This is a genomic window from Streptomyces californicus (assembly GCF_000717645.1).
In the GTDB taxonomy this organism is placed as follows: Bacteria; Actinomycetota; Actinomycetes; order Streptomycetales; family Streptomycetaceae; genus Streptomyces; species Streptomyces californicus.
In genome coordinates, this window is record NZ_JNZZ01000008.1 from 85,817 (window position 1) to 111,563 (window position 25,747).

19 protein-coding genes are annotated in these 25,747 nt (G+C 73.0%); 12 read left to right on the plus strand and 7 right to left on the minus strand.

What is annotated here, in order from left to right; all coding sequences use genetic code 11:
- Nucleotides 1-52: 52 nt before the first annotated feature.
- Nucleotides 53-2,173 carry an ATP-binding SpoIIE family protein phosphatase gene (locus IF19_RS0112385; protein ID WP_030277025.1) on the minus strand — a complete coding sequence of 707 codons (2,121 nt, stop codon included), beginning with the start codon at nt 2,171-2,173 and terminating at the stop codon, nt 53-55.
- A gap of 301 nt (nt 2,174-2,474) precedes the next feature.
- Between IF19_RS0112385 and aspS the strand changes: the two genes are divergently transcribed.
- The 3 genes from aspS (at nt 2,475) to IF19_RS0112400 (ending at nt 6,145) form a co-directional block, all read left to right on the plus strand.
- On the plus strand, nt 2,475-4,286 hold the full coding sequence (aspS, locus tag IF19_RS0112390; RefSeq protein ID WP_030115931.1) for an aspartate--tRNA ligase: 1,812 nt from the start codon (nt 2,475-2,477) through the stop codon (nt 4,284-4,286).
- Between the two features lie 371 nt (nt 4,287-4,657).
- Nucleotides 4,658-5,464, plus strand: coding sequence for a L,D-transpeptidase family protein (locus IF19_RS0112395; protein ID WP_030115932.1), 807 nt, complete (start codon nt 4,658-4,660; stop codon nt 5,462-5,464).
- Nucleotides 5,465-5,563: 99 nt separating this feature from the next.
- Nucleotides 5,564-6,145 carry a Uma2 family endonuclease gene (locus IF19_RS0112400; RefSeq protein ID WP_030115933.1) on the plus strand — a complete coding sequence of 194 codons (582 nt, stop codon included), beginning with the start codon at nt 5,564-5,566 and terminating at the stop codon, nt 6,143-6,145.
- Between the two features lie 69 nt (nt 6,146-6,214).
- Here the strand turns inward: IF19_RS0112400 and metG are convergent, their stop codons facing one another.
- Complete coding sequence (metG, locus tag IF19_RS0112405; RefSeq protein ID WP_030115934.1) at nt 6,215-7,828, minus strand: methionine--tRNA ligase; 1,614 nt, start codon at nt 7,826-7,828, stop codon at nt 6,215-6,217.
- Between the two features lie 218 nt (nt 7,829-8,046).
- On the opposite strand from metG, the gene IF19_RS0112410 reads away from it, so the two are divergent.
- Nucleotides 8,047-8,700 carry a response regulator transcription factor gene (locus tag IF19_RS0112410; RefSeq protein WP_030724999.1) on the plus strand — a complete coding sequence of 218 codons (654 nt, stop codon included), beginning with the start codon at nt 8,047-8,049 and terminating at the stop codon, nt 8,698-8,700.
- The gene (locus tag IF19_RS0112415) at nt 8,697-9,998 is read left to right on the plus strand and encodes a sensor histidine kinase (RefSeq protein WP_030115936.1); all 1,302 of its coding nucleotides are present in this window, start codon (nt 8,697-8,699) and stop codon (nt 9,996-9,998) included. Before IF19_RS0112410 ends, IF19_RS0112415 begins: the two co-directional genes overlap by 4 nt.
- On the opposite strand, the gene IF19_RS0112420 is transcribed toward IF19_RS0112415, so the two are convergent.
- The gene (locus tag IF19_RS0112420; RefSeq protein WP_078580550.1) at nt 9,932-11,566 is read right to left on the minus strand and encodes a VWA domain-containing protein; all 1,635 of its coding nucleotides are present in this window, start codon (nt 11,564-11,566) and stop codon (nt 9,932-9,934) included. The two genes, IF19_RS0112415 and IF19_RS0112420, sit on opposite strands and share 67 nt — an antisense overlap.
- A 292-nt stretch (nt 11,567-11,858) precedes the next feature.
- Between IF19_RS0112420 and IF19_RS0112425 the strand changes: the two genes are divergently transcribed.
- Nucleotides 11,859-13,928 (plus strand): PhoX family protein, encoded by a 2,070-nt coding sequence (locus IF19_RS0112425; protein WP_030120016.1) that lies wholly within the window; start codon nt 11,859-11,861, stop codon nt 13,926-13,928.
- Between the two features lie 74 nt (nt 13,929-14,002).
- Complete coding sequence (locus IF19_RS0112430; RefSeq protein WP_030115941.1) at nt 14,003-14,404, plus strand: RNA-binding S4 domain-containing protein; 402 nt, start codon at nt 14,003-14,005, stop codon at nt 14,402-14,404.
- Nucleotides 14,405-14,573: 169 nt separating this feature from the next.
- On the opposite strand, the gene IF19_RS0112435 is transcribed toward IF19_RS0112430, so the two are convergent.
- Complete coding sequence (locus tag IF19_RS0112435; protein ID WP_030115942.1) at nt 14,574-15,491, minus strand: hypothetical protein; 918 nt, start codon at nt 15,489-15,491, stop codon at nt 14,574-14,576.
- 133 nt (nt 15,492-15,624) lie between these two features.
- On the opposite strand from IF19_RS0112435, the gene IF19_RS0112440 reads away from it, so the two are divergent.
- The 5 genes from IF19_RS0112440 (at nt 15,625) to IF19_RS0112460 (ending at nt 20,233) form a co-directional block, all read left to right on the plus strand.
- On the plus strand, nt 15,625-16,032 hold the full coding sequence (locus IF19_RS0112440; RefSeq protein ID WP_030115943.1) for a hypothetical protein: 408 nt from the start codon (nt 15,625-15,627) through the stop codon (nt 16,030-16,032).
- Nucleotides 16,033-16,215: 183 nt separating this feature from the next.
- Nucleotides 16,216-16,863: an NADPH-dependent FMN reductase gene (locus tag IF19_RS0112445; protein ID WP_234310428.1), complete on the plus strand. Its 648-nt coding sequence runs from the start codon at nt 16,216-16,218 to the stop codon at nt 16,861-16,863.
- An 88-nt stretch (nt 16,864-16,951) separates the two neighbouring features.
- Nucleotides 16,952-17,923 (plus strand): daunorubicin resistance protein DrrA family ABC transporter ATP-binding protein, encoded by a 972-nt coding sequence (locus tag IF19_RS0112450; RefSeq protein ID WP_030115945.1) that lies wholly within the window; start codon nt 16,952-16,954, stop codon nt 17,921-17,923.
- Nucleotides 17,920-18,777, plus strand: coding sequence for an ABC transporter permease (locus tag IF19_RS0112455; RefSeq protein WP_030277029.1), 858 nt, complete (start codon nt 17,920-17,922; stop codon nt 18,775-18,777). Before IF19_RS0112450 ends, IF19_RS0112455 begins: the two co-directional genes overlap by 4 nt.
- Before the next feature lie 127 nt (nt 18,778-18,904).
- Nucleotides 18,905-20,233 carry a MerR family transcriptional regulator gene (locus IF19_RS0112460; protein ID WP_050493886.1) on the plus strand — a complete coding sequence of 443 codons (1,329 nt, stop codon included), beginning with the start codon at nt 18,905-18,907 and terminating at the stop codon, nt 20,231-20,233.
- A 120-nt stretch (nt 20,234-20,353) separates the two neighbouring features.
- Here IF19_RS0112460 and IF19_RS0112465 read toward each other — a convergent pair whose 3' ends face one another.
- The 3 genes from IF19_RS0112465 to IF19_RS0112475 form a co-directional block, all read right to left on the minus strand.
- The gene (locus tag IF19_RS0112465; protein WP_030277030.1) at nt 20,354-23,953 is read right to left on the minus strand and encodes an ATP-binding protein; all 3,600 of its coding nucleotides are present in this window, start codon (nt 23,951-23,953) and stop codon (nt 20,354-20,356) included.
- Nucleotides 23,954-24,382: 429 nt separating this feature from the next.
- Complete coding sequence (locus IF19_RS0112470; protein WP_030115951.1) at nt 24,383-24,805, minus strand: universal stress protein; 423 nt, start codon at nt 24,803-24,805, stop codon at nt 24,383-24,385.
- A gap of 278 nt (nt 24,806-25,083) precedes the next feature.
- The gene (locus tag IF19_RS0112475) at nt 25,084-25,743 is read right to left on the minus strand and encodes an FMN reductase (RefSeq protein WP_030115952.1); all 660 of its coding nucleotides are present in this window, start codon (nt 25,741-25,743) and stop codon (nt 25,084-25,086) included.
- Nucleotides 25,744-25,747 lie beyond the last annotated feature (4 nt).

Below are 25,747 nucleotides of genomic sequence, written 5' to 3' on the forward strand. Positions count from 1 at the left end.
CTCCGGAGGCCGCGGGCCCCGGGGCTCCGGAGGCCCGTGGCCGGGCCCGGACTCAGGGGGCCGCCAGCTCCCCCGGCTCGTCCGACTCGTACAGCTCGAACCAGATCGACTTCCCCTCCCCCCGCGGATCCACCCCCCACGCGTCCGCCAGCATCTCCATCAGCACCAGCCCCCGCCCGCTGGACGCCATCTCGCCCGGCCGCCGCTTGTGCGGCAGCTCGTCGCTGGCGTCGGCGACCTCGACGCGCAGCCGCCGTTCGCCCTGCTCCCCGGAGACCTCCGCCACCATCAGCGCGTCCCCGTCCGTGTGCACGAGGACGTTGGTGGCCATCTCGGAGACCATCAGGACCGCCGAGTCGACCTGTTCGGGATCGCTCCAGTCGTGCAGCAGCTCGCGTACGAGCTGCCGCCCGACCGAGATCCGCTCGGGCTCGGCCTGCGCGATGGTCAGGACGCTGCGGCGCGGCGGAGCCTCCCGGGCGGGGGTGCTCTCGCGGCGTAGGACCAGCACCGCGATGTCGTCCTCGCGGCGGTCCGCGAGCGGCCCCGTCGTGTAGTGCGAGGTCGGCCCGTGCACGGCCTGGACCAGCGCGTCGGCCATCTCCTCCAGATCCTCGACGGGCTCCTCCAGGACCGGGCGCAGCCGGGTCCAGCCGGTCGCCATGTCGTGCCCGCCGGTCTCGATGAGGCCGTCCGTGCACAGCATGATCGTCTCGCCGGGTTCCAGGACGACCCGGGTGGTGGGGTAGTCGGAGTCGGCCTCGATCCCGAGCGGCAGCCCGCCCGCCGTCTGCCGGATCACCGCGGTCCCGTCGGCGCTGATCACGACCGGGTCGGGATGGCCCGCGCGGGCGATGTCCAGGGTCCCGTCCTCCGGGGCCACCTCCGCGTACAGACAGGTCGCGAAGCGGGGCGCCGTGGCCCCCGGATCGCCCTCGACGCTCTCGTACGCGTCGGTGAGCCCGGACAGGAAGCGCGAGGCGCGGGCGAGCACGGCGTCCGGGCGGTGCCCCTCGGAGGCGTAGGCGCGCAGGGCGATGCGGAGCTGGCCCATCAGCCCCGCCGCCCGTACGTCATGGCCCTGGACGTCGCCGATGACCAGGGCGATACGGCCGCTCGGCAGCGAGATCATGTCGTACCAGTCGCCGCCCACCTGGAGCCCGCCGCCGGTCGGCACGTACCGCGCGGCCACCGTCATCCCGGGGATCTCCGGGCCCAGGGTCGGCATCATCGAACGCTGGAGGCCGAGCGACAGCTCGCGTTCCGTCTCGGCGACCCCGGCGCGCGCCAGCGCCTGGGCGAGCATCCGGGCGACCGTCGAGAGCACCGCGCGCTCGTCCGGCGAGAACCCCACCGGGTGGCGGAACCCGGCCATCCAGGCGCCCGTCGTGCGGCCGGAGGTGACCAGCGGCAGGAAGGCCCAGGACTGACGTCCGAAGCGGCGGGCGAGCGGCCAGGTGGCCGGGTAGCGGCGGCGGTACTCCTCGGGGGAGGGCAGGTAGATGGCACGGCCTGTGCGGACGACCTCGGCGGCCGGGTAGTCGGTGTCCAGGGCCATGTCGGTGAAGGCTTCCTCGTCGCCCGCGTTGTGCCCGTGGTGCCCGATGATCGTCAACCGCTCCCCGGCCGAGCCGAAGACCGCGAGGCCGTCCGGGGAGAAGCCGGGCATCGACAGCGACCCGGCGACCCGCAGCACCTCCTCGGTGGACCGCGCCTCGGCCAGCGCCCGCCCGGCGTCCAGCAGGAACGCCTCCCGCGACCGCCGCCAGTCCCCGGTGATCGGCATGCGAGCGGCGGCGGTGGAGCCGGGCTGCGGCTCGGCGACCTCCTGGAGCGTGCCGATGAGGACGTAGCTCCCGGCGTCCCGGCCCGGCGGCACGATCGGCTTGGAACGGCTGCGCACGGTACGGAGGACCTGCCCGCGCTCGTCCACGATCCGCAGCCGGGCCTCGGCGAGGGTCCCCTCGGTGACCGCGAGGTTCACCACCGCGTAGATCTCGTTCCAGTCGACCGGATGGAAACGGGAGCGCACCTCCGCCTCCCGGTAACTGCCGGGCTCCGCGGGCAGCCCGACCAGCCGGGCCGCCTCCGCGTCGAGCGTGACCGTCCCGGCGGCGTTGTCCCAGCGCCACAGGCCCGTCGCGATCGCGGCCAGGACTTCCTCGGTGCGCATTGCCCCACTTTAGGAAGGTCTGCGCGCGGGCCGCCACCGAGGAGCCGCCAACCCGACGGGGCCCGGCCCCGCGATGCCGGCGGCCGGGGCGCGGGCGCTGAGTAGAGGGGAAGCGGCCGGTGCGGGGGACGGGAGCGGAGGAGCGGCGGCCGGGGCGAGGGGGCGGAGCGCGAAGGGATGAGGGGGTGGAGTGCGAAGGGGCGAGCGGGCGGAGCGCAAAGGGAAATGAACCGCCCCGGCCCCGGGCGGTAGCCTGGTGAGGCTCGATCCACCCCAAACAGCGAAGACTGGATGAACGACGATGCATCGGTACAGGTCCCACACCTGCGGCGAGCTCCGCGCCTCTGACGTCGGCACCGACGTCCGGCTGAGCGGCTGGCTGCACAATCGCCGAGACCTGGGCGGCATCCTCTTCATCGATCTGCGCGACCACTACGGTCTGGTGCAGCTGGTGGCCCGCCCCGGCACCCCCGCCAACGAGGCGCTGGCGAAGCTCACCAAGGAGACCGTCGTCCGGATCGACGGCACGGTCTCCGCGCGCGGCGCCGACAACGTCAACCCGGAGCTGCCGACCGGCGAGATCGAGATCGAGGTCTCCGAGGTCGAGGTGCTCGGCGAGGCGGCCCCGCTGCCGTTCACGATCAACACCGAGGACGGCGTCAACGAGGAGCGGCGCCTGGAGTACCGCTTCCTCGACCTGCGCCGCGAGCGCATGCACCGCAACATCATGCTGCGCTCGGCCGTGATCGCCGCGATCCGCGCCAAGATGGTGGCCCTCGGCTTCAACGAGATGGCGACCCCGATCCTCACCGCGACCTCCCCCGAGGGCGCCCGTGACTTCGTCGTCCCGTCCCGGCTGAACCCCGGCAAGTTCTACGCGCTGCCGCAGGCCCCGCAGCAGTTCAAGCAGCTGCTGATGATCTCGGGCTTCGACCGCTACTTCCAGATCGCGCCCTGCTTCCGCGACGAGGACGCCCGCGCGGACCGCTCGCCGGGCGAGTTCTACCAGCTCGACGTGGAGATGTCGTTCGTCGAGCAGGAGGACGTCTTCCAGCCGATCGAGAAGCTGATGACCGAGCTCTTCACCGAGTTCGGCAACGGCCGCGAGGTCACCTCGCCGTTCCCGCGCATCCCGTTCCGCGAGTCGATGCTGAAGTACGGCAACGACAAGCCGGACCTGCGCGCCAAGCTGGAGCTCGTCGACATCTCGGACGTCTTCGCCGACTCCGGGTTCAAGGCGTTCGCCGGCAAGCACGTCCGCGCGCTGCCCGTCCCGGACACCGCGGGCCAGTCCCGCAAGTTCTTCGACGGCCTCGGCGAGTACGCGGTCGAGCACGGCGCCAAGGGCCTGGCCTGGGTGCGGGTGGGCGAGGACGGCACGCTGGCCGGCCCGATCGCCAAGTTCCTCACCGAGACCGACGTGAAGACGCTCACCGAGCGGCTCTCGCTGGTCCCGGGCCACGCCGTCTTCTTCGGCGCGGGCGAGTTCGACGAGGTCTCCAAGATCATGTCGGCGGTCCGCGTCGAGGCCGCCAAGCGCGCCGGCCACTTCGAGGAGGGCGTCTTCCGGTTCTGCTGGATCGTCGACTTCCCGATGTACGAGAAGGACGAGGAGACCGGGAAGATCGACTTCTCGCACAACCCGTTCTCGATGCCTCAGGGCGGCCTCGCCGACCTGGAGGAGAAGGACCCGCTCGACATCCTCGCCTGGCAGTACGACATCGTCTGCAACGGCATCGAGCTGTCCTCGGGCGCCATCCGGAACCACGAGCCCGAGCTGATGCTCAAGGCGTTCGAGATCGCCGGCTACGACCGCGAGACCGTCGAGCACGAGTTCGCGGGCATGCTCCGCGCGTTCCGGCTCGGCGCTCCTCCGCACGGCGGCATCGCCCCGGGCGTCGACCGTATCGTGATGCTGCTCGCCGACGAGCCGAACATCCGCGAGACGATCGCCTTCCCGCTCAACGGCAACGCCCAGGACCTGATGATGGGCGCCCCGACCGAGCTGGACGAGACCCGGCTGCGTGAGCTGAACATCCAGCTCCGCAAGCCGGTCGCCGCCAAGGGCGCGGCGGAGAAGCCGGCGGCGGAGAAGCCCGCCCCGGAGAAGTAGCCCGCGCGGCCGGATCGGCCCGCATCGACGGATCTGACCGCGCCGACGGACCAGCCCGCACAAGTCGCGTGACTCGCATGGGTCGCGTGACTGGCGCGGGTTGAACTGACCGCGCGGGTCCGGCCGTCCGGACGGCGCCGCTGATCCCGCTCCGCCGGTGTTTCACGTGAAACAGCCCCCGATCACCTGATCGGGGGCTGTTTCGTCGTTCGGTCACGACCACCGGTCACGGCCGGGGCGACGCGTACAGCCGGATGGCCCCGGTTCGGATTCGGCCGGGCCGGGCCCGGCAAAGACTGGCACCGAGACACCTCCACCGCACCGCGTGCCGCCCTGTCGCGCCGTCCGCCGTCACCGAGGAGCCAACCGCCGTGTCCGTCCCGCCCCGTCCGTCGGCCCTGCTCGCCGCACCGCTCCTCGTACTGGCTCTGCTGCTCGCCGGCTGCTCCTCGGGCCCGGCTCCCGCGAAGGCCCCTGTGGGCGCTCCGGGCCAGGGGGCGGCGGGCCCGGAGTCCGACGACGCCGCGTCCGCACGCCGGGCCTCGTCCGGCCCGGCCGCTGCCCCGAGTCCCACACCGAGCCCTGCCGCCATCCCCGGGCTGGGCCCGGAAACCCTGGCCGCGATCCCCGCCGAGGCCCGGCAGGCGTTCGTCGTGACCGGCGAGGAGGCCGACGCCAACCAGTCCAGCGCGGTCCTCTACAGCCGACAGGACCCGGCGAAGGGATGGCAGCCCGTCGCAGGCCCCTGGAACGCCCACAACGGCATGGAGGGCTGGACCGACCACCACGTGGCGGGTGACCTGCGGTCCCCCACCGGCGTCTACACCCTCACCGACGCGGGCGGCCGCCTGCCCGACCCGGGCGCTCTGCTTCCGTACGACGAACAGCCCCGGTTCGCGGTGGACGGCGAGGGCTTCTTCGGCGAGCCGCTGGAGGGCTCCTTCGACTACGTCGTCGCGATCAACTACAACCGCACGGACGGTGTCAGCCCGCTCGACCGCACCCGCCCCCTCGGCCTCGAACGCGGCGGCGGCATCTGGATCCACGTCGACCACGGCGGCCCCACCCAGGGCTGCGTCTCCATCCCGGAGGACCGGATGCGGGAACTCCTGCGCACCCTGGATCCGGTGATGAAGCCCGTGATCGTGATGGGCGACGCGGAGTCGCTGGGGCGGTGAGGCCCATCACCGAAGCGGTCCACGAGCGGAGCGTTCAGCCCGTACGCTGAGAGTCTCCCGTGACGAGTGCTCCGGGGCCCAGTGCAGGAGGAGGTCGTTGTGAGCGTGGTCGAGGACCGCGTCCTGACGCAGGACGTCTTCGAAGAGCTGGCCCGTCACGCCATACGTGCCGAGGAGGCACTGAGGCTGGAGTTCGTGAACGGGAAACTGGGAGTCAAGGCTGTGCCGGACGGGGACCACGGGCGGATCATCGAGTGGCTGACGCGCCTGTGTATGCAGGCAGATCCGAACCGGTGGCTCTATCCCGAGCAGGGCCTGCGTATTGAAACCTATCGCAAGGGCAATGCGCGCCCCGACGGCAGTCTTGCCCGCAGCGGTGCCTTCGTCGGCCAAGGTGAATGGGCGGGCCCCGACGACGTCCTCATGGTCGTCGAGGTGACCTCGTACGACGAGGACACCGATCGCCGCGACCGCGTCGAGAAGCCCCGCGCGTACGCCGAGACCGGTATCCCCGTCTACCTCCTGATCGACCGTGACAGCTGCGAGGTGAAGGTCCACTCGCAGCCGGACGGTGTGCGGTACGAGCAGGTCGTCACCGTTCCCTACGGCAAGACCGTCACCCTCCCCGACCCGGTCGGCATCGAGCTGGACACGGAGCCGCTCAAGAACTGGACGCGCTGACCGACGCCATACGAAAGGAGCCCGGGACCACGAACAGCGGTCCCGGGCTCCTCGCGTACGTACGGGGCGTTACGCCGGCTTCTCCTCCAGGCGCGGGAACAGCACCGCGCCCTTCGTCACCGTCGCGCCCGCGGGCAGGGCGCCCCACGTGCCCGCGTCCTGGACCCGCTGGTCGGCCAGCGCGCCCAGGGACTCCTCGGCGCCCAGGGAGTCCCAGAGCCGCTGCGAGGTCTCCGGCATGACCGGGTTGAGCAGGACCGCGACCCCGCGCAGCGACTCCGCCGCCGTGTAGAGAACGGCCGCCAGACGGGCCTGGCCCTCCGGAGTGGTGTCCTTGGCCACCTTCCACGGCTCCTGCTCCGTGATGTAGCCGTTGACCTGCTTCACGAAGTCGAAGACGGCCAGGATGCCGGCCTGGAAGTCCAGCTCCTCGCCGATCTTCCGGTCGGCGGTCGCGACGGCCTTCGCCAGCCCCTCCCGCACGGCCAGCTCGGCGTCGCCGGCGGCCGTGTCCGCCGGCAGCACGCCGCCGAAGTACTTCCCGACCATCGCCGCCACGCGCGAGGCGAGGTTGCCGTAGTCGTTGGCCAGCTCGGAGGTGTAGCGGGCGGAGAAGTCCTCCCAGGAGAACGATCCGTCGCTGCCGTAGGCGATGGCCCGCAGGAAGTACCAGCGGTAGGCGTCCACACCGAAGTGCGCGGTCAGGTCCTGCGGCTTGATGCCGGTCAGGTTCGACTTCGACATCTTCTCGCCGCCGACCATCAGCCAGCCGTTGGCGACGACCTTGCCGGGGAGCGGCAGCCCCTGGGCCATCAGCATGGCCGGCCAGATCACCGAGTGGAAGCGGAGGATGTCCTTGCCGATCAGGTGCACGTCGGCCGGGAACGTGGCGTCGAACTTCTCCTGGTCGGCGCCATAGCCGACGGCCGTGGCGTAGTTGAGCAGCGCGTCGACCCACACGTAGATCACGTGCTGGTCGTCCCACGGGACCGGGACGCCCCAGTCGAAGGTGGAGCGCGAGATCGACAGGTCCTGGAGGCCCTGCTCGACGAAGTTCACGACCTCGTTGCGCGCCGACTCGGGCTGGATGAAGTCCGGGTTCGCCGCGTAGAACTCCAGCAGCTTCGGACCGTACGCGCTGAGCTTGAAGAAGTAGTTCTCCTCCTTGAGGAGCTCCACCGGCTTCTTGTGGATCGGGCACAGCTTCTGCCCGGCGAAGTCGCCCTCGCCGTCGATCAGGTCGCCGGGGAGCTTGTACTCCTCGCAGCCCACGCAGTACGGGCCCTCGTAGCCGCCCTTGTAGATCTCGCCCTTGTCGTACAGGTCCTGCACGAACTCCTGCACCCGGTCGGTGTGCCGCGTCTCCGTGGTCCGGATGAAGTCGTCGTTGGCGATGTTCAGGTGCTCCCAGAGGGGCTTCCACGCCTCCTCGACGAGCTTGTCCGCCCATGCCTGCGGGGTGACGTCGTTCGCCTCGGCCGTGCGCATGATCTTCTGACCGTGCTCGTCCGTGCCGGTGAGATACCACACCTTCTCGCCACGCTGGCGGTGCCAGCGCGTGAGCACGTCGCCTGCGACGGTCGTGTAGGCGTGGCCCAGGTGAGGAGCGTCGTTGACGTAGTAGATGGGGGTCGAGACGTAGTACGCCTTCGCCGCCTGCTTCTCGGATCCAGTGGCCGCCATGGCGGAAATCCTACGGCCCCGGGGAGGGGCATACTCACATCGGAGGCCGGGGCCCGTGCGCACCGGCGGTCCCGGCCGGCGCGAGGTGAGCGCGGCCGAGCGGTGCGGCGCCCCGCGGTGGAGAGCTTTGCGAAACATCCGTTGACGTAATGGTTCCCGTAGGAAAGTCGCATCCTGGGAGGGAGCGGACAAGCGTGCACGAGGCAGGGGTCATCACCATGCGGGTACTGGTCGCCGAGGACGAGGAGACCCTCGCGGAGCTGGTCGCCACCGGACTGCGCCGGGCCGGCTTCGCGGTCGACACGGTGTACAGCGGGGACGCGGCCCTCGCGTACCTCGGCCTGCACGACTACGACGTCGTCGTGCTCGACCGCGACCTGCCCCGGGTGCACGGCGACGACGTGGCCCGTCGGCTGATCGCCTCCGGTTCCCGCACCCGCATCCTGATGCTGACCGCCTCCGGCGCCATGGAGGACCGGGTCGCCGGGCTCGACCTCGGGGCCGACGACTACGTCACCAAGCCCTTCGAGTTCCCCGAACTGGTCTCCCGGGTGCGCGCCCTGCGGCGGCGCAGCGTCCGGCCGGTGCCGCCCCAGCTGGAGCGGCACGGCATACGGCTCGACACCGTACGGCGCTCCGCGCTGCGCGACGGCCGGGAGCTGGACCTCTCGCCCAAGGAGTTCTCCGTGCTCCAACTGCTCCTGGAGGCGGACGGCGGCACGGTCAGCGCGGAGGAACTGCTGGAGCGGGCCTGGGACGCCAACGCGGACCCGTTCACCGGCGCGGTCCGCGTCTGCATGAGCAAGCTCCGCGCCAAGCTCGGCGAGCCCGCGCTGATCCGCACCGTGCAGGGCGTCGGGTACGCCCTGTGAGGCGGCCCTCCGCGCTGCGGCGGCTGGTGGAGGCGTCGAAGCTGCCGCACTCGACGATCCGGACCCGGATCGCCCTGGTCTACGGCGGCGTCTTCCTGGTGCTCGGCACCGCCCTGCTGGCCACCGTGAACCTGGCCTCGCGCGCCGGTACGGAGACCGAGGCGCGGGCCATCGCCTCCTCGGTGGTGGTCGTCCCACCCGGGTACACGGTGGACGGCCCCTTCGTCGCACGCGGCGTGACCGGGTCGCCCACCGCCTACGAGCTCACCGACCACGTCACCGACGCCGCCGGCAAGCAGCTCATGAACTGGTCCTTCGCCGCGCTGCTCGTGATGACGGCGGGCGCGGTCGGGGTCGGCTGGTGGATAGCGGGGCGGGTGCTGCGCCCGGTCCACGCGATGACCGCGAAGGCCCGCCGCCTCTCCGAGCGGACCCTGCACCAGCGCATCGCGTCCAGTGGGCCCGACGACGAGCTGAAGGAGCTGGGGGAGACGCTGGACGCGCTGCTGGGCCGCCTTGAGCGGGCGTTCGACAGCCAGCGGAGGTTCATCGCGAACGCCTCGCACGAACTGCGGACCCCGCTGGCCACCCAGCGCGCGGCGATCCAGATCGGCCTGGACGATCCGTCGCCCGAGGATCTCGCGCGCACCCGGCAGACCCTGCTGGACACCAACCGGCGCAGTGAGCGGCTGATCGAGGGGCTGCTCGTGCTGGCCCGCAGTGAACGGGGGCTCGCCGCGGACGAGCGCGAGCCGGTCCGCCTCGATCAGGTGGTGCAGGAGGAGGCGGCCCGGTATCCGGCGATCCGGGGCGCGGACACCGGTCCGGAGGCCGCCGCGCGGGGAGGACCGGACGGAGGGGAAGCGCCGGCCGTGAAGGTCGTGGCGGCCGCCTGCTCCGTACGCGGCAACCGGCTGCTCCTCGCCCAACTGGTGGCGAACCTGCTGGCCAACGCGGTCACGTACAACGTGCCGGGCGGGTCGGTGGAGGCCGTGCTGAGCGGTGAGGGGGTCCTGCTGGTGCGCAACACCGGGCCGGTGGTCTCCGAGGCCGATATCGCGGGGTTCTTCGAGCCGTTCCGGCGGGGCGAGGGCCGGGACCGGATGGGGCCGGGGTCGGGGCTCGGGCTGTCGATCGTCCGGTCGATCGCGGTGGCCCACGGCGGAACCGTCACGGCGAGACCGGGCCCGAGGGGCGGTGGTCTCGCCGTGACCGTACGGTTGCCGGTCGATCAGCCCTCGGCGCCGGCCTCGCGGGCGGCGGTCCAGGCGGGCAGCCCGGCGAGGATCTCCCGGTAGAGCTCGGCGTCCGCGATCTCGCGGGGGGCCGTTCCGGCGTGGAAGTAGCCGGTGTTCGGGGCGTCGAGCTTCCGCAGGAAGTCGAAGCCCTTCGCGTCCGGGTCGCCGAAGGCGACGAACTGGAAGAAGAGCGGCAGCCGCTCCGCGTCCGCGAGGGCCTGCTTGGCGGCCTGCTTGGCGTCCGGCGGACCGTCCGTCTGGAAGATCACCAGGGCCGGGCCGGTGGCGCCGGACTTCTCGTAGTGGGCGACGACCTCCGCGACGGCGTGCTCGTAGTGCGTCCGGCCCAGGCGGCCGAGCTCCGCGTGCAGTTCGTCGACGCGGCCCTCGTGGCCGGAGAGTTCGAGGGTGCCGGTGCCGTCGAGCTCGGTCGAGAAGAAGACGACCGGCACGGCGGCGTCACCGTCCAGGTGCGCGGCGAGGGCGAGGGCGCGGTCGCCCAGGTGCTGGGCGCTGCCGTCCTTGTAGAACGGCCGCATCGAACCGGAGCGGTCCAGTACGAGGTAGACGCGGGCGCGGAGGCCGGTCAGCCCGTGCGCCTTGAGCGCGGCCTGCGCCGCCTTGTACGGAGCGGCGAGCTGCGGAGCGCGCGAGGTGACCTTCGCGAGCGTGGTGGCGGGCTTGCCGGAGGCGGCCGCGGCCGGTGCGGCGGCCTTCTCGGGGGCGGCTTCCTCGGGGGCTGCCTTCTTGGAGGCGGCTTCCTTGGAGGCGGCCCTGTCGGCGGCGGCTTCCTTGGCGGTGGCCGGCTCGGTGGCGGCCTCTTCCGCCTCGGCGGGCTCGGCTTCGGTGGCCTCGGGCGCAGCGGCTTCGGCGGCCTTGGACGCCTTGGCCTTCGTGGACTCGGGCGCCTTGGCCTTGGCCGGGGCCTCGCTCTTCGCGGGCTCGGCTTCGGGGGTCTGCTCGGGACCCTTCTCGGCGTCGGGCTCCGAGGCGGTCGCGGAGGGCGCCTCGGCGTCGGCGGGCTTCGCCTCTGCGGTCTCCGGGGCCTCGACGGCCGTCGCTTCGGGGGCGGGCTCCGGCTCGGGGGCCTTCGCGGGGGCCTCGGCGTCCGCAGGCACGGCCTTCGTCTCCGCCTCGGGCTCCGGGGCGTCGTCGAAGTCGATCGTGATCGCCGCCGGCACGCTCTCCGCGGTCCCGGCCGCCTCGGCCCGGGCGGGCGTCCCGCCGGCGACCGGTTCCGCGGGCTTCTCCGCCTTGGCGGGTTCGGCGGCGACCGGCTTCTCCGTCTTCGGGGCGTCGTCCGGGGCCGACCCCTGCGCGGGGACGGTCGGCGACGCCGGTGCGGCGGCGGGCTTGTCGAACGCCTCCGCCACCAGGTCGGCGGCGGGAGTGCCGTCACGCTCCGTGGACGCGTCGGCGGAGGACGCCTTCGTCGACGACGAGGACGAGGGGGAGGACGGGGCCGGGATCGACGCCTTCGGCTCCGCCGCGGGCTCGGCCGCCGAAGTGGTCTCCGGCTCCGACTCCTTGGGCTGAGTGCGCTCGGCCTGGGGCGGGACGGTGGCCGTGGTCGGCTCGTCCTGCTCCGTGCGGCCGAACACCTTACGCAGCAAGCTCCGAATGCCCATGGGCGAGGCCTTTCGCATGAGTTGGGTGCGGGGAATGTCCGACCTGGGTGAATTCATCCCTGGCCAGGACGGATACGTAAGGTTAGCGGCCGGATCAGGCCGTACGCCGGTGCGGCCCACCCCTGCGTCAACCGAGCCGCAACCGTTCCCGTGCCGAGTCCGGCGAGTTGTGCGCCGTAGCGCTCAAGGAAACAGCGGTGGCCCGGACTTCACCCTCCGTTCACCGGGAGTCCCACCGGCCGCGTGGAGGCGCACCTACCGTCTCGCACGACACCAGACGGAGGGAATCCACGTGCGCAACCTGCTGCCGTTCATCAGCTCGCATCCCGGTGGGCGTTCCGCGCTGACCTGCCGCTTCCGCTGCGGGGACGCCTGTTTCAAGGAGACGCCCAACACGAGCGACAACGAGTACGCCGGCGACATCATCGCCGGTGCGGTGTCGCGCCGCTCGATGATGCGCGCCGCCGCCGTGGTCACCGTCGCCACCGCCGCGGGGACCGCAGCGCTGACCGGGCCGAGCGCCCCGCAGGCCGAGGCCGTCGCCCTGGCCGGACACGGACACAAACCGGGCCGCCCCCACAAACCGAGCACGTCCGGGGCGCGTGGCCTGCGGTTCTCGCCGGTCGCACCCAACAAGGACGACCAGGTGACCGTCCCCGACGGGTACGCCCAGAACGTGGTGATCCGCTGGGGCGAGCCGATCCTGCGCGGAGCGCCGGCCTTCGACCCGGACAAACAGACCGCCAAGGCGCAGGCGGGCCAGTTCGGCTACAACAACGACTTCCTCTCCCTGCTCCCGCTGCGCGGTGAGCGCGGCCGCCAGGTCATGGTCGCCAACCACGAGTACACGGACGAGATCCTCATGTTCCGTGGCTACGATCCGGCCAACCCGACCCGCGAGCAGGTGGAGATCGCCTGGGCGGCGCACGGACTCTCCGTGGTCGTCGTCCAGGAGGAGCACCGCACCGGCAGGCTGGGACCGGTCAACCGGCACCCGCTGAACCGCCGCCTCACCGCGACGAGCGAGTTCCGGATGACGGGCCCCGCCGCGGGCAGCACCCTGCTGCGCACGTCCGCCGACCGCACCGGCCGCAAGGTGCTCGGCACCCTCAACAACTGTGCGGGCGGCACCACTCCGTGGGGCACCACGCTGCACGGCGAGGAGAACTTCAACCAGTACTTCGCCAACGGCACCACCGCCATGCACAAGCGGTACGGCATCGGCTCCGGTGGCACGGAGCGCAAGTGGGAGCGTTTCGATCGGCGTTTCGACCTGGCGAAGGAGCCCAACGAGGCCAACCGCTTCGGCTGGGTCGTCGAACTCGACCCGTACGACCCGGACTCCACGCCGCGCAAGCGGACCGCGCTGGGCCGGTTCAAGCACGAGGCCGCGCAGCCCCGGCTCACCTCGGACGGCCGCCCGGTCGTCTACATGGGCGACGACGAGAAGTTCGACTACCTCTACAAGTTCGTCTCCAGCAAGCGGATGAAGAAGGGGAACTCGCGGGCCGCCCGCGAGCACAACCTCACCCTGCTGGACGAGGGGACGCTGTACGTCGCCAAGTTGACGGGCGACTCGCCGGTCAACGAGATCGACGGTTCCGGAAAGCTCCCCAACGACGGGGAGTTCGACGGCAGCGGCGTGTGGATCCCGCTGGCCACCGGCACCACCTCGCACGTGCCCGGCATGACCGCCGAGGAGGTGTACGTCTACACGCGTCTCGCCGGTGACAAGGTCGGTGCGACCAAGATGGACCGTCCCGAGGACGTCGAGCCCTCGCCGCGCACCGGCCGGGTCTATGTGGCGCTCACCAACAACTCGGACCGCGGCAAGGCGGGCAAGCCCGGCGTGGACGAGGCGAACCCGCGCAACAGCAACAAGCACGGGCAGGTTCTGGAGCTCGCGGAGAACTGGGACGACCCGACGAGCGACGGCTTCGCCTGGCGGCTGTTCCTCGTGGCGGGCGACCCGGAGGACCCGGCGACGTACTTCGCCGGGTTCCCGAAGGAGAGCGTCAGCCCCATCTCCTGCCCGGACAACGTGGCGTTCGACGCCCACGGCAATCTGTGGATCTCCACGGACGGCAACGCGCTCGGCTCGCACGACGGCCTGTTCGGAGTGGCGACGCACGGTGACCGGCGCGGTGAACTGAAGCAGTTCCTCACCGTTCCGACCGGGGCCGAGACCTGTGGCCCGGTCATCCAGGACCGCCGCGTCCTGGTCGCGGTCCAGCACCCGGGTGAGATCGACGGGGCCTCCGTGGAGAAGCCGGCGAGCGTCTGGCCCGACGGGCCGGGCAAGATCGTCCGCCCCGCCGTCGTCGCCGTCTGGCGCAAGGACGGGCGCGACATCGGCGTGTGAGGACGGGCGCGGCCCGGCGGGAGGCAGGATGATCGCCTCCCGCCCGCCGCTCTCCGCGCACTACAGTCGGACCCATGGTTTCCGGTGACGCGCCGCAGGCGGAAGGAAGCGTCCGGGTCGACGTGTGGATCTGGTCGGTCCGGCTGACGAAGACCCGTGCCCAGGCGGCCGCCGCCTGCCGGGCGGGGCACGTGAAGGTCGGTGGCGACCGGGCAAAGCCCGCTCAGGCCGTACGCGTCGGCGACGAGGTGCGGCTCCGGCACGCGGGGCGGGACCGAGTGGTCGTCGTCTCGAAGATCGTGAAGAAGCGGGTCGGGCCGCCGGTCGCCGTGGAGTGCTTCGTCGACAACAGCCCGCCCCCGCCGCCCCGCGAGATGGCGATCCAAGTGCCTGTACGGGACCGGGGCGCGGGCCGCCCGACCAAGCGGGACCGCCGGGAGATGGAGCGCCTGCAGGGGCGCCCGCCGACGGCCTGAGCCGCCGCGCGCAGGCCGGGAGCGGTCCGCCCGGGGGCGTCGTGCCTCGTCCGCCGGTGTTTCACGTGAAACGAGGGTCCCGAGGCCGTTGACGGGCGCTGCCTGCGGACCATGTGGTGAACGCCGCCGCCGAAGGGCGGACGCGGGGTCCGCTCACCCGGGCGTCGCCTCACCGCATGTCGGCCCGGGACCTTCTCCGCAGGAGCAGCCGGGCCAGCACCGCACCCACGAACAGCGCCGCGCCGACTGCCAGTACCACCCACACCGTGGTCCGCAGCGAGGCCGTCAGAGCGTCGACGACCGCGGCCGCGGCGTCCCGGTCGCCCGCGGGCACCTCGTCCAGCGCCCGGTCGCGGCCGAGCGCGACCAGGATCCGCAACACGATCGCCCCGAGCACGAACCCGGCGCCGACGACCGCCGTGACCCACAGCCCGCCCCGCAGCCCCCGCCGTACGGTCGCGATGCCCACCACCAGGACGAGGAACACCAGCGTGGCGACGGCGGGCCAGATGCTGCAGTAGCGGAGCCAGCGGAACGAGCTCCTGAAGTCGTCGGCCTGGTCCGGGCCGAGCACGGTGATCTCCGTCCGCTCGACCGGGATCTGGTCCGCGAACGGCACTCCGTCCCGGACGAGGTCCTTCTTGACCTGGTCGATCACGGGGGCCAGATCGATTTTCACGGGCTCGCCGCTGTCGCCGTCCAGGGAGGCCGCCACCGCCTCGTGGGCGGCCCGGTTCGCGGTGTCCCAGGCGTTGCGGAAGGCGTCGGTGGTGGTGAACGACGACACGGTCCGGTGCAGGAACTCCCGGGCCGTGTCCTGGAGCGGTCCGAGGTCGATCTGCCGCATGGCCTCCTCGGTGACCAGGTCCGCCACGGTTGAGCGCACCGCCGGGTCGGAGGAGAGCGGGGAGACGGCGGCCACGTACCGGTCGGTGTCGTCGATCTCCAGATCCACCCAGGCGGAGAGCGCGCTCAGCGGCACCAGGAGCGCGAGCAGGACGAGGAGGACCGTTGAGAGAGCCGCCGAGACCGCCGAGCGTGACGGGTCGGCCGGCGTCTTCGAGGGGGTCGGGGGAGAGGTCCGCACCCCTCCAGGGAATCCCGTGGACGGCCCGGCCGCTCCGGGCCGTACGCCGTTCGAGTTGCCGGGCGGCGCGGTCGGGTGTGCTCTGGGAGGAGCGGGGGCGCGCGACGGGGGGCGACGGAAGGAGCGGTCCGCGATGGTCACACACGCAGCCATGCCCGGCAGGAGAGGGGGCGGTGCCCACGCGCGGGCCCGCCACCACGGACGGCTCGCCTGGACGCTGCCTCTGGTGCTCGGCGTGATCTACGGGTTCTACGCGGCGTTCATCCGTCGCGACGGTGGCCCCAGTACCGGCGGACAGGTCCTGCTCGGGCTCGTCTCCGGGGTCGCTCTGGCGGCCCTCTGCTTCGCGCTGGGCCGGATCCAGCACTCCCTGCCGCGCGAACTGCGGGCGGCCGCGTACGGCGCGCTGACCGCGTCCGCGATCGGCTTCCTGGTGAGCCTCACCGATACGAGCGTGCTGCGGTCGACCGCGCTCGGCCTGGCGGTCGGGGTCGGCGTCCTCTGCGTCTCGTACTACGCCTTCTACGCCCGGGAGACCTGAGGGCACGGCTGCCCGCCGAGGCCCGGCTCCGGAACGGCCTCCCGTGCGTCCCCGACCGCCCGCGCGGCCGCCAGATTCGATCTGGCGGCCGCGCGCTCGCGTCTGGCGCCCCAGAGGTGAGGGAGCGGACCCGGCCCGGACGGGGGCCGGGGAAGCCGCAGGGAACGGGAGGAGGAGCGGGCGATGGCGACGGGCGAGGCGGAGGACGCGGGGGCGGCCGGTGAAAGCGGCCCCCCGCCCGCGCGACAGGCACAGGAAGCCGGGAGCGATCCGCTGCGCGTCGCGGTGATCATCGGCAGCACCCGCGAAGGCCGGATCGGCGACGCGGTCGGCCGCTGGTTCATGGAGCGGGCGCGGGAGAGGAGCGAACTGGACCTCGCCGTGCTGGACCTGGCGGACTTCGACTTCCCCGTGCACTACCCGGGGCGGGCGACCGGGGAGATGACCGAGTTCACCGAGGAGATCGCCCGGGCCGAGGCGTTCGTCGTGGTCACCCCGGAGTACAACCGCTCGTTCCCCGCCTCGCTCAAGCAGGCCATCGACTTCGCCTACGAGGAGTGGCAGACCAAGCCGGTCGCCTTCGTGAGCTACGGGCACGGTTCCGCCGGTCTGTACGCGGTCGAGCAGCTCCGCTCGGTCTTCACCGAGCTGCACACGGTGACCCTGAGGAACGGGGTCGCGCTCGACTTCCTCCAGCAGCCGCTGGAGAAAGACCCCTCGGGCCCCGCCGGCACCCGGCGCGACCGGTCCGTGCGCGTCATGCTCGACCAGCTCGGCTGGTGGGGCCGCGCCCTGCGGGAGGCACGCGCCGTCCGCCCGTACGTGTCATGAGCCTCCGGCAGCAGCCACGGGTTCCGTGGCACCGACCCCCGACGACGGCCCACCGGGCCTGACGACGACGATCCACGAGGAAGGGAACATGAGCACAGAACTGGCCATCGAGACCACGGGGCTGGTGAAGGTCTTCGGTGAGAACCGCGCGGTGGACGGCATCGACCTCGCCGTCCCCACCGGCACCGTCTACGGGGTCCTCGGACCCAACGGGGCCGGGAAGACCACCGCCGTACGGATGCTCGCCACCCTGCTGCGCCCCGACGGGGGCACGGCCCGCGTGTTCGGCAAGGACGTCGTGAAGGACGCCGACGCGGTCCGCAGCCGGGTCAGTCTGACCGGGCAGTACGCCTCGGTGGACGAGGACCTGACCGGCTCGGAGAACCTGATCCTGCTCGGCCGGCTGCTCGGGCACTCCAAGCCGGCGGCCCGCGACCGGGCCGACCAGCTGCTCGACGGGTTCGGGCTGAGTGACGCGGCGGGGCGGCAGGTGAAGAACTACTCGGGAGGCATGCGGCGGCGCATCGACATCGCCGCGTCCATCCTGAACACCCCGGACGTGCTGTTCCTGGACGAGCCGACCACCGGGCTGGACCCCCGCAGCCGCAACCAGGTGTGGGACATCGTGCGGGCGGTCGTCGCGCACGGCACCACGGTCCTGCTGACCACCCAGTATCTGGACGAGGCCGACCAACTGGCCTCCCGTATCGCCGTGATCGACCACGGCAGGGTGATCGCCGAGGGGACCAAGGGCGAGCTCAAGGCGTCGGTGGGAGCCGGGACCGTCCACGTTCGGCTGCGGGAAGCCGGGCAGCGTGCCGAGGCCCAGAAGGTGCTGGCGCTCGCGCTGAACACCGACGTCCAGACGGAGGCGGATCCCGTGGCGCTGACCGCCCGGATGGAGGGGCAGAGCAGCGACCGAGGTGCGGCGGAGCAGGCCGGGCGCGCGCTGGCCGAGCTGGCGCGCTGCGGCATCACGGTCGACAACTTCTCCCTGGGACAGCCCAGCCTCGACGAGGTCTTCCTCGCCCTCACGGACAAGAAGGGAGTGGCGGCATGAGCACCGCGACCGACAGGACGGACCTTGAGGACGTCGTGCTTGCCGAGCCCGACCGGGAGCGCCTCTCGGCGCTGCTGGTGGGACAGGATCGCCCGCCGCGGCCCAGCGCGCTGTCGGCGTCGCTGACCTTCGGGTGGCGCGCCATGCTGAAGATCAAGCACGTGCCGGAGCAGCTCTTCGATGTGACGGCGTTCCCGATCATGCTGGTCCTGATGTACACGTACCTCTTCGGAGGGGCGCTGGCCGGCTCCACGGAGGAGTACATCCAGTTCCTGCTGCCCGGCATCATGGTGATGAGCGTCGTGATGATCACGATGTACACGGGTGTCGCGGTGAACACGGACATCGCCAAGGGTGTCTTCGACCGGTTCCGCACGCTGCCGATCTGGCGGCCCGCTCCGATGGTCGGCTATCTGCTCGGTGACGTCCTGCGCTATCTGCTGGCGTCGTTCGTGATGCTCACCGTCGGCATGATCATCGGGTTCCGTCCGGACGGCGGCGTCCTGGGGGTGCTGGCCGGTATCGCGCTGCTGGTCGTCTTCTCGTTCGCGTTCTCCTGGATCTGGACGATGTTCGGGCTGATGCTGCGCTCCGAGAAGTCGGTGATGGGCGTCAGCATGATGGTGATCTTCCCGCTGACCTTCCTCAGCAACGTCTTCGTCGATCCGAAGACGATGCCGGGCTGGTTGCAGGCGTTCGTGAACAACAGCCCGGTCACCCACCTCGCCACGGCGGTGCGTGAGTTGATGGCGGGCGAGTGGCCGGCCGCCGACATCGCCTGGACGCTGGGATGGGCGGGAGTGTTCCTGGTGGTGTTCGGGGTGGTGACGATGCGGCTGTACAACCGGAAGTGACCCCGGGCCGCCGCCGTGGCCCCTCGGAGGCGAGCGCGCGCGTCCCGGCATCCTTGACCTTCCCCGCGGGGGAAGCCCCAGCATCGGTGGGGCCGGGCGGACGACGCCCGGTGCGAGGAGGTACGGGGTGGAGCGCGAAGGCCGTGCGGTGGGCGCCGCGAGCGGGGAGCTGGTGACGATCGGGGAGTTCTCCCGGCTGTCGCGGCTCTCCGCGAAGGCGCTCCGGCGCTACGACGAGCTGGGGTTGCTCCGGCCCGCCCTGGTCGACCCGGTGAACGGCTACCGGTACTACGACCCGGCGCAGGCGGAGCGGGCCCGGCTGGTGGCGTGGCTGCGCAGGATCGGGATGCCGCTGAGCCGGATCGCCCGGGTCGTGGCGCTCGACGCTGGCGCGGCGGCCGTGGAGATCCGGGCCTACTGGGCGCGGGTGGAGGCCGAGACGGCGGCCCGGCGCGATCTGGCGATGTACCTCGTCGGCCATCTGGCAGCGGAGGGAAGGGCCATGGCGGCGATATCGGACGGTACGGGGAGCACCGGCGGGCGGGGGGTGCCGGGAGGGGTGAGGGGCACGGGCGGTACGGCGGGTCGGCCCGGGTCGCCCGGTGGGCGGAGTGGGGCGGTCCGCCCCGGGGCGGCGTCGGGAGGTCCGGGGGCGGTGCCGCTGGTGATCCGGTGCGCCGCGCTGACGGACACGGGGGCGGTGCGTACGGAGAACCAGGACGCGGCGTTCGCGGGGCCCCGGCTGTTGGCGGTGGCCGACGGTTTCGGGGAGCGCGGAGCCGAGGCGAGCGTGGCGGCGATCGAGGCGTTCAAGCCGTCCGCGCGGGGTGTGGGCGAGAGCGGGCTGTCCGCGGCGGATCTGCTGAACACTCTGGAGGACACGGCGGATTCGGTGTCCCGAGCGGTCCGGGAGGCGGTCGCGCCCGGTGCGGCTCCGGACGGTTCGGGGACGACGCTCACCGCGATGCTGTGGACCGGTTCTCGGCTCGGGCTCGTGCACATCGGGGACTCGCGGGCCTATCTGCTGCGTGGTGGTGGGCTGTACCGGATCACGCACGACCACAGCCTGGTGCAGGCGATGATCGACGACGGTTCGCTGAGCCCGGAGGAGGCCGCTTCCCACCCGGAGCGGGCGCTGTTGCTGAAGGCGTTGGTCGGCGCGGGCCGGTCGGCCCCGACGGCGGTGGCGGCGCGGCCCGACATCCGCTTGCGGGAGGTGCGGGCCGGGGACCGCTATCTGCTCTGCTCGGACGGACTGTCGGCGGTGGTGGACGAGGCGGGGCTGCGGGAGGCGGTCATCGCGGCGGAGACGCCGGAGGATGCCGTGCGCCGCTTGGTCGGCCTGGCCCACGAGGCCGGCGGACCCGACAACGTGGCCTGTGTCGTCGCGGATGTGGTCGTCGCCGATGCGGCCCCGGGGCACGTGAGCGCCGAGGGCGTGGCCGCCGAGGCGTAGAGCGTGGCGGCGGGGCCCGGCGGGCGCCTTGCGGCGGGTGGCCGGGCAGTGGGACCCCGGGGGCGGCAGGGCTGCGGAGTGGTGGCCCCCGGGGTGGTGGGCGGCCCCGGGCGGCAGGGGTCAGAGCTGCCAGTCGGGGGTGGGGTCGGGGCGGTAGGCGCAGGTGGTGCCCGTGGTCACGGATGCCCTCAGGTGGGCCGCCAGCGCGGGGTGCAGGGGGTCCAGCTTGCGCAGGGTGTCGCGGATCCGGGCGGTGACCGTCTTGCGGGCGCGCTCGGTCTGGTCGCCCAGGCGGCGGGCCCGGCCGCCGAGCCCGGCCGCGGTGCGTAGTTCGTCCAGGAGCGCTTGGCGCTCGCGGCCGTACGCCTCCACCTGCCGGGCGTCGTCCCGGGCCGCGGCGCGGTCCATCGCCGCGTCCAGGCGGTCCAGGTGCTGCTTGTAGCGGCGCTTGGCCTCGTCGTCGAGCACCGGGTCGCCGCCGAGCTGTCCGGCGGCGAGGACGAGCTCGCCGCCCTCCGGTGCGAGGAGCCGGACGGCCGGGACGTCGGTGTCGGGCAGTCCCAGCAGGCTGTGCAGGTCGCGCAGGCCCTTGGCGTCCGGGACGTGTACGGTCACACCGCCCCAACCGAGCTGCCAGACCGGCCCGTTCCGCCGGAACTCGGCGTGCGCGGCGGGCGTGACGGACTCGGTGGGCTCGGTGGGCCTGGTGGACTTAGCGGGCTCGGTGGAGTCGGTGGGTTCGGTGGGCCGGTCGTCGGTCCGGTCCGCGGCCCGGTTCTCGGCTCTGTCCTGCGGGGGCCCGGCAGACGCGGGGGCGGAGGCGGTGCGGAGAGCGGCGGCGGCCCCGGACGCCCAGTGGTCCAGGGCCAGTTCGCCCGCCTCCCGCGCCACGTCGTGGAGCAGCCGACGCGCCTCGTCGTCCGCGCCGCCACGGGCCAGCAGGACCTGAGCCAGGTGCAGGCGGGAGCGTACGGCCCAGGGGCGGGCGCCGAGGCGGTCCGACGAGGCGGCGGCCTCGATGAGCGCCGCCGCCGCCGCGTCCCGGTCGTCGCGCGCGGCGGCGAGCATCCCGAGCCACAGGTCGACGGGCCCGCTGATGTCGCACCCGGAGAGCGAGACGATCCACTGGCCCGTGTAGGGCGTCAGCTCGTCCTCCGCGCGGGCGATGAGCCGCGGGTCTCCCGTGAGCGCGGCCGTCTGGGCCAAGAGCCGGAGCCACAGCGGCAGGTACGCCCGGGGGTACGGGGCGGGGCGGTCCGCGTGTTCGGCGATCAGCCGGAGCGCGGGCGCCGCGTCACCCTGCTCCACCGCGGTGACCGCCTCCAGCAGCCCGGGGCAGGGGTATCCGGAGCCGCGCAGTCCGCGCAGCACCTCCTCGGCCTCGGCGAAGTGCCCCCGGAGCAGGTGCAGCGCCCAGTGCAGGTGGTGCCCCATGAAGCCGAACGTCGCACGGTCGCAGCCCTCCAGGGAGAGCGCGTCGTCCTCCAGCGCGGCGGTCGCCTCCGCGAACCGGCCCTGGAGGGAGGCGATCAGGCCGGCGTCGACGGCTGCCCCCAGTGCGAACCAGGGCAGTTCGGTCAGCTCGGCCAGCCGGGCGAACGTCCGGTACTGGTCGAGAAAGGCCGGATCACCCAGCTCCAGGAGCGCAACCCAGCGCATGGCCGCCGCGTGCAGCTCCATGTCCTGGTGGCCGGTGCGCCGCCCGACGACGGTCAGTTCGTCGGTCAGGGCGAGCCGCTCGACGGCCGATCCGATGCCCCAGACGGAGTCGTGGCGGGCCCAGAGCGAGAACGCGAGCGCCTCGTCGTCCGAGCCGCGCCGGGCCACCGCCATGATGTGGATGGTCAGCTCCTGGGCGAGTCGGTCGTCGGAGAGCCCGTCCTGTCCCTCCTTGCCGGTGATCCCGCGGTGCGCCTCGCCGAGGAGGTCCTTCGTGGACGCGTCGTGGTCGCTCAGGAACCCGTCGCGGTAGAGGGTGATCGCCACCCGGGCCAGCAGCTCCGGTTCGTCCAGCTCCCGCGCACGGGCGACCACCTGGTCCAGCAGCCGTCGCGCCTCGGCCCGCTCCCCCACGTGCCGGAGCTGCCCGGCGAGGTCGAGGCCGATGAGCGCGGACCGCCGCAGGTCCGGTTCCCGCCCCGAGCCCTCGGGGGCGTCGGGGGTGCCGGAGGCGATGGCGAGGGCGCGGCGGTAGTGGCCGATGGCCTCTTCATCGGCCAGGCGTCCCGAGGCGTCGCGGGCGGCCTCCAGCAGCAGGTCGATCCGCCGGCCGGGCTCCAGCGCCCCGCCGGCGAGGTGGGCGTGCCGGGCGAGGGCGCCGGGCCGCAGCGCGTCGCCGAGGCCGCCGTGCGCGTCCAGGGCCCGTACGGCGGCGGCGTGGCGGTCACGGACCTCGGCGACGTCCAGCGAGGCGTACAGCGTCTCGCGCAGCAGGTCGTGGGCGAAGGCGAACTGTCCGGTGGGCCGGGGGACGAGGACGCGGGCCACGACGGCCGACTCCAGCAGCCGGTCCACGTGCGGGACCGGCGCGCCGTGGACCACGGCCAGGACCTGGCGACGGAACTCGCGGCCGAGCAGGGCGGCGCTGGTCAGCAGGGCGACGACCGGATCGGGCAGCAGGGCGAGCCGCTGCCGGACCGCTTCGCGCACGCCCGGCGGGATGGTGGAGACCGGGGAGCCGCTGTGCCAGAGCCGGGCGGTCTGCTCGACGAAGAAGGGGTTGCCGCCGGTGCGCCGGTGGACTTCGTCGACCAGCTCCGGGGCGGGCTCGCGGCCCGTCGTCACCGCCATCAGCGCGCCCACCTCGTCCCGGCCGAGCCCGGTCAGGGTGAGCGTCGCGGTGGCGCGCGAGACCAGCGGCAGGATCAACGGCTGGAGCGGGTGTCCGGTGCCCTCCACCTCGACGTCCCGGTAGGTGCCGATCAGCAGCAGCCGCTCGAACCAGGCGTGCTGGGCGACGAATTCGAGCAGGCGGAGGGAGGACGGGTCGGCGCTGTGCAGATCGTCGAGGACGACCACCAGGGGGCGGCTCTGGGAGAGGGTGACGAGGGCCGTGGTCACCGCGTCGAACAGGCCGAAGGCGTCGGCGCCGTCGACGGGACCGCCGCCGGGGGAGCCGGGAGGCCCCGGAGAGCTCGAAGTTCCGGGGGACCCGGGGGAGCCGGACGAACCGGAGGGGGCGGGCGGGCCGGACGTGCCCGGGGTGCCGGGGGAGCCGGAAGAAACGGAGGGGCCGGGGGAGTCGGACGAGCCCGGCGGTCCCGATGGCTCAGGAGGCCCTGACGACGGCGGTGCTCCCTGCATCCTGGCCGTCGTCCCCGGGGCCTCGCCGGAGCCCGGTGGCGGCAGCGCGCCGAGGCCCGGGACTTCCACACCGCCCGACGCGGCCCGGACCGGGTCGCCGAGCAGCGCCGCGAGCCGGCCGTCCGACGCCTCTTGGGCCGCCGCCCACTCCGCCGCCGTGGCCGAGCGGCGCAGGCCGCGCAGGATCTGGACCCAGGGCCAGTACCCGGGGGTGTTGTCGGAGTCCCAGCAGGAACCGCCGACCACCAGCGCGCCGCGCCGCCGGGCCTCGTGCGCGGCGTCCGTCACGAGCGTGCTCTTGCCGATCCCGGCCTCTCCGGTGACCAGCACGAGACCGCCGTGGCTGTCCGTCGCCCGGCCGATCTCCGAGCGGAGGACGCCTGCGGGGTGGTCGCGCCCGAAGAGAGCAGGGGTCATGGCCCCACGATAGGAGTCCCCACTGACAACGGGCCTCCCGTTTCTCCCGCCGCGAGGGCGGCCGGCCCGGCGGGAGCGGGCGCCCGGCCCGGCCGACCCGGTCCGCGTCCCGGCCGCGCGGGCGCTCGGCGCACCGCTCGGCCTCAGCACCGGCCCAGCCCAGCCCAGCCCCAGCCGCGTGCCGACCCGACGCCGGCCGCGTGCCGACCCGACGCCGGCCGCGTGCCGACCCGACGCCAGCCGCGCAAGAGCCTCCGCGCCGGCCGCGTGCCGACCCGAGCCCCCAACGCCCCGACGCCAGCCGCGCAAGAGCCCCCGTGCACGCCCCCGCTCAAGAGCCCCTGCGTCAGCCGCGAACCGACCCCCGCTCAAGAGCCCCCGCGCCAACCGCGCACGAGCGTCCCCGTCAGCCGCGCGCCGGCCCCCGCGTCAGTCGCGTACGACCGTCACCGGGCACGGTGCGTGCTGGGTGACGTGGAGGCTGACCGAGCCGAGGAGGGTGGCCTTCAGGCCGGTGTGGCCGCGGGCTCCCACGACGAGCAGGTCGGCTCCCTGGGCGCGGTCCAGCAGGGCCTGGGCCGGGTTGCCGATCACCACGATCTTGTGGACCGCGGCGGCCCCCTCGGCGCCGAGGGCCTCCTCCAGCGCCTCGTTGAGCGAGACGGTGGCCAGGGCCTGCGGGTCGAAGTCCTCCGGCATGCCCGGCATCATCGAGGCCCAGCTGGTGGCGGGGTACTCCCAGCTGTTCACGGCCTCCACCGTGGCGCCGGTCAGCTCGGCCTGGCGTACGGCCCAGTGCAGCGCCTTGATCGACGCGTCGGACCCGTCGACGCCCACAACGATCCTGCCCATATCTGCCTCCAGCTCGGTCCTGTGCGGTCCCGCTCGGTACAGCGTTCGATCTCACTGTAGTCAAATCGGACAAGTGGGGGCGGGTCACCCCGTCCGCCCCCACTCACGCCCAACAATGCGGGCCCCACCTGTGCCCGGCCGTGCGGGCCTCGCTCCCGCCCGGTACGCACGCCTCGCACCCCGCCCCGTGCGGACGAGGGCCCGGCAGTCCCGCCCCGTGCGGCCGAGGGCCCGGCAGTTCCGCCCCCGTGCGGCCGAGGCCCGCCCCCCCGGCAGCCTCAGCCCTGCCGCAGGGCGGCGAGCTGCTGCTCGAACGGGACGACCGCGTCCTCTCCGTCGTCCAGGCCGGGGGCGCGCGAGGCCCCGGAGACCGCGCGGCCCAGGATCGCGGAGGCCAGCTCGCCGCCCGCGCGCCGGATGCGGGACGGCAGGCCCTCGGTGTACTCGTCGCCCGACGACCCCCAGTCCTCCGACGCCGCGTAGACGGAGGTGGGCAGGGTGACGGCCCGCAGATAGGCGAAGAGCGGGCGCATCGCGTGTTCCAGCACCAGGGAGTGCCGGGCCGTGCCGCCCGTCGCGGCGATCACGACGGGCTTGCCGGTCAGCGCCGTGTTGTCGATCAGGTCGAAGAACGACTTGAACAGTCCGCTGTACGAGGCGGTGAACACGGGCGTCACGGCGATCAGCCCGTCCGCCTCCGTCACCGCGTCGATCGCCTCGCGCAGTCCGGCCGGCGGGAACCCGCTGACCAGGTGGTTCGCGATGTCCACGGCGAGGTCGCGCAGCTCGATGACCCTGACGTCGACGCTCCGGTCCTGGTCGGCCGTGAGGCGTTCACGGGTGGCGGCGGCCAGCCGGTCGGCCAGCAGCCGGGTGGAGGACGGCTGGCTCAGCCCGGCCGATACGGCGACGACGCGCAGCGGTGTGGTGGCGAACATGGGG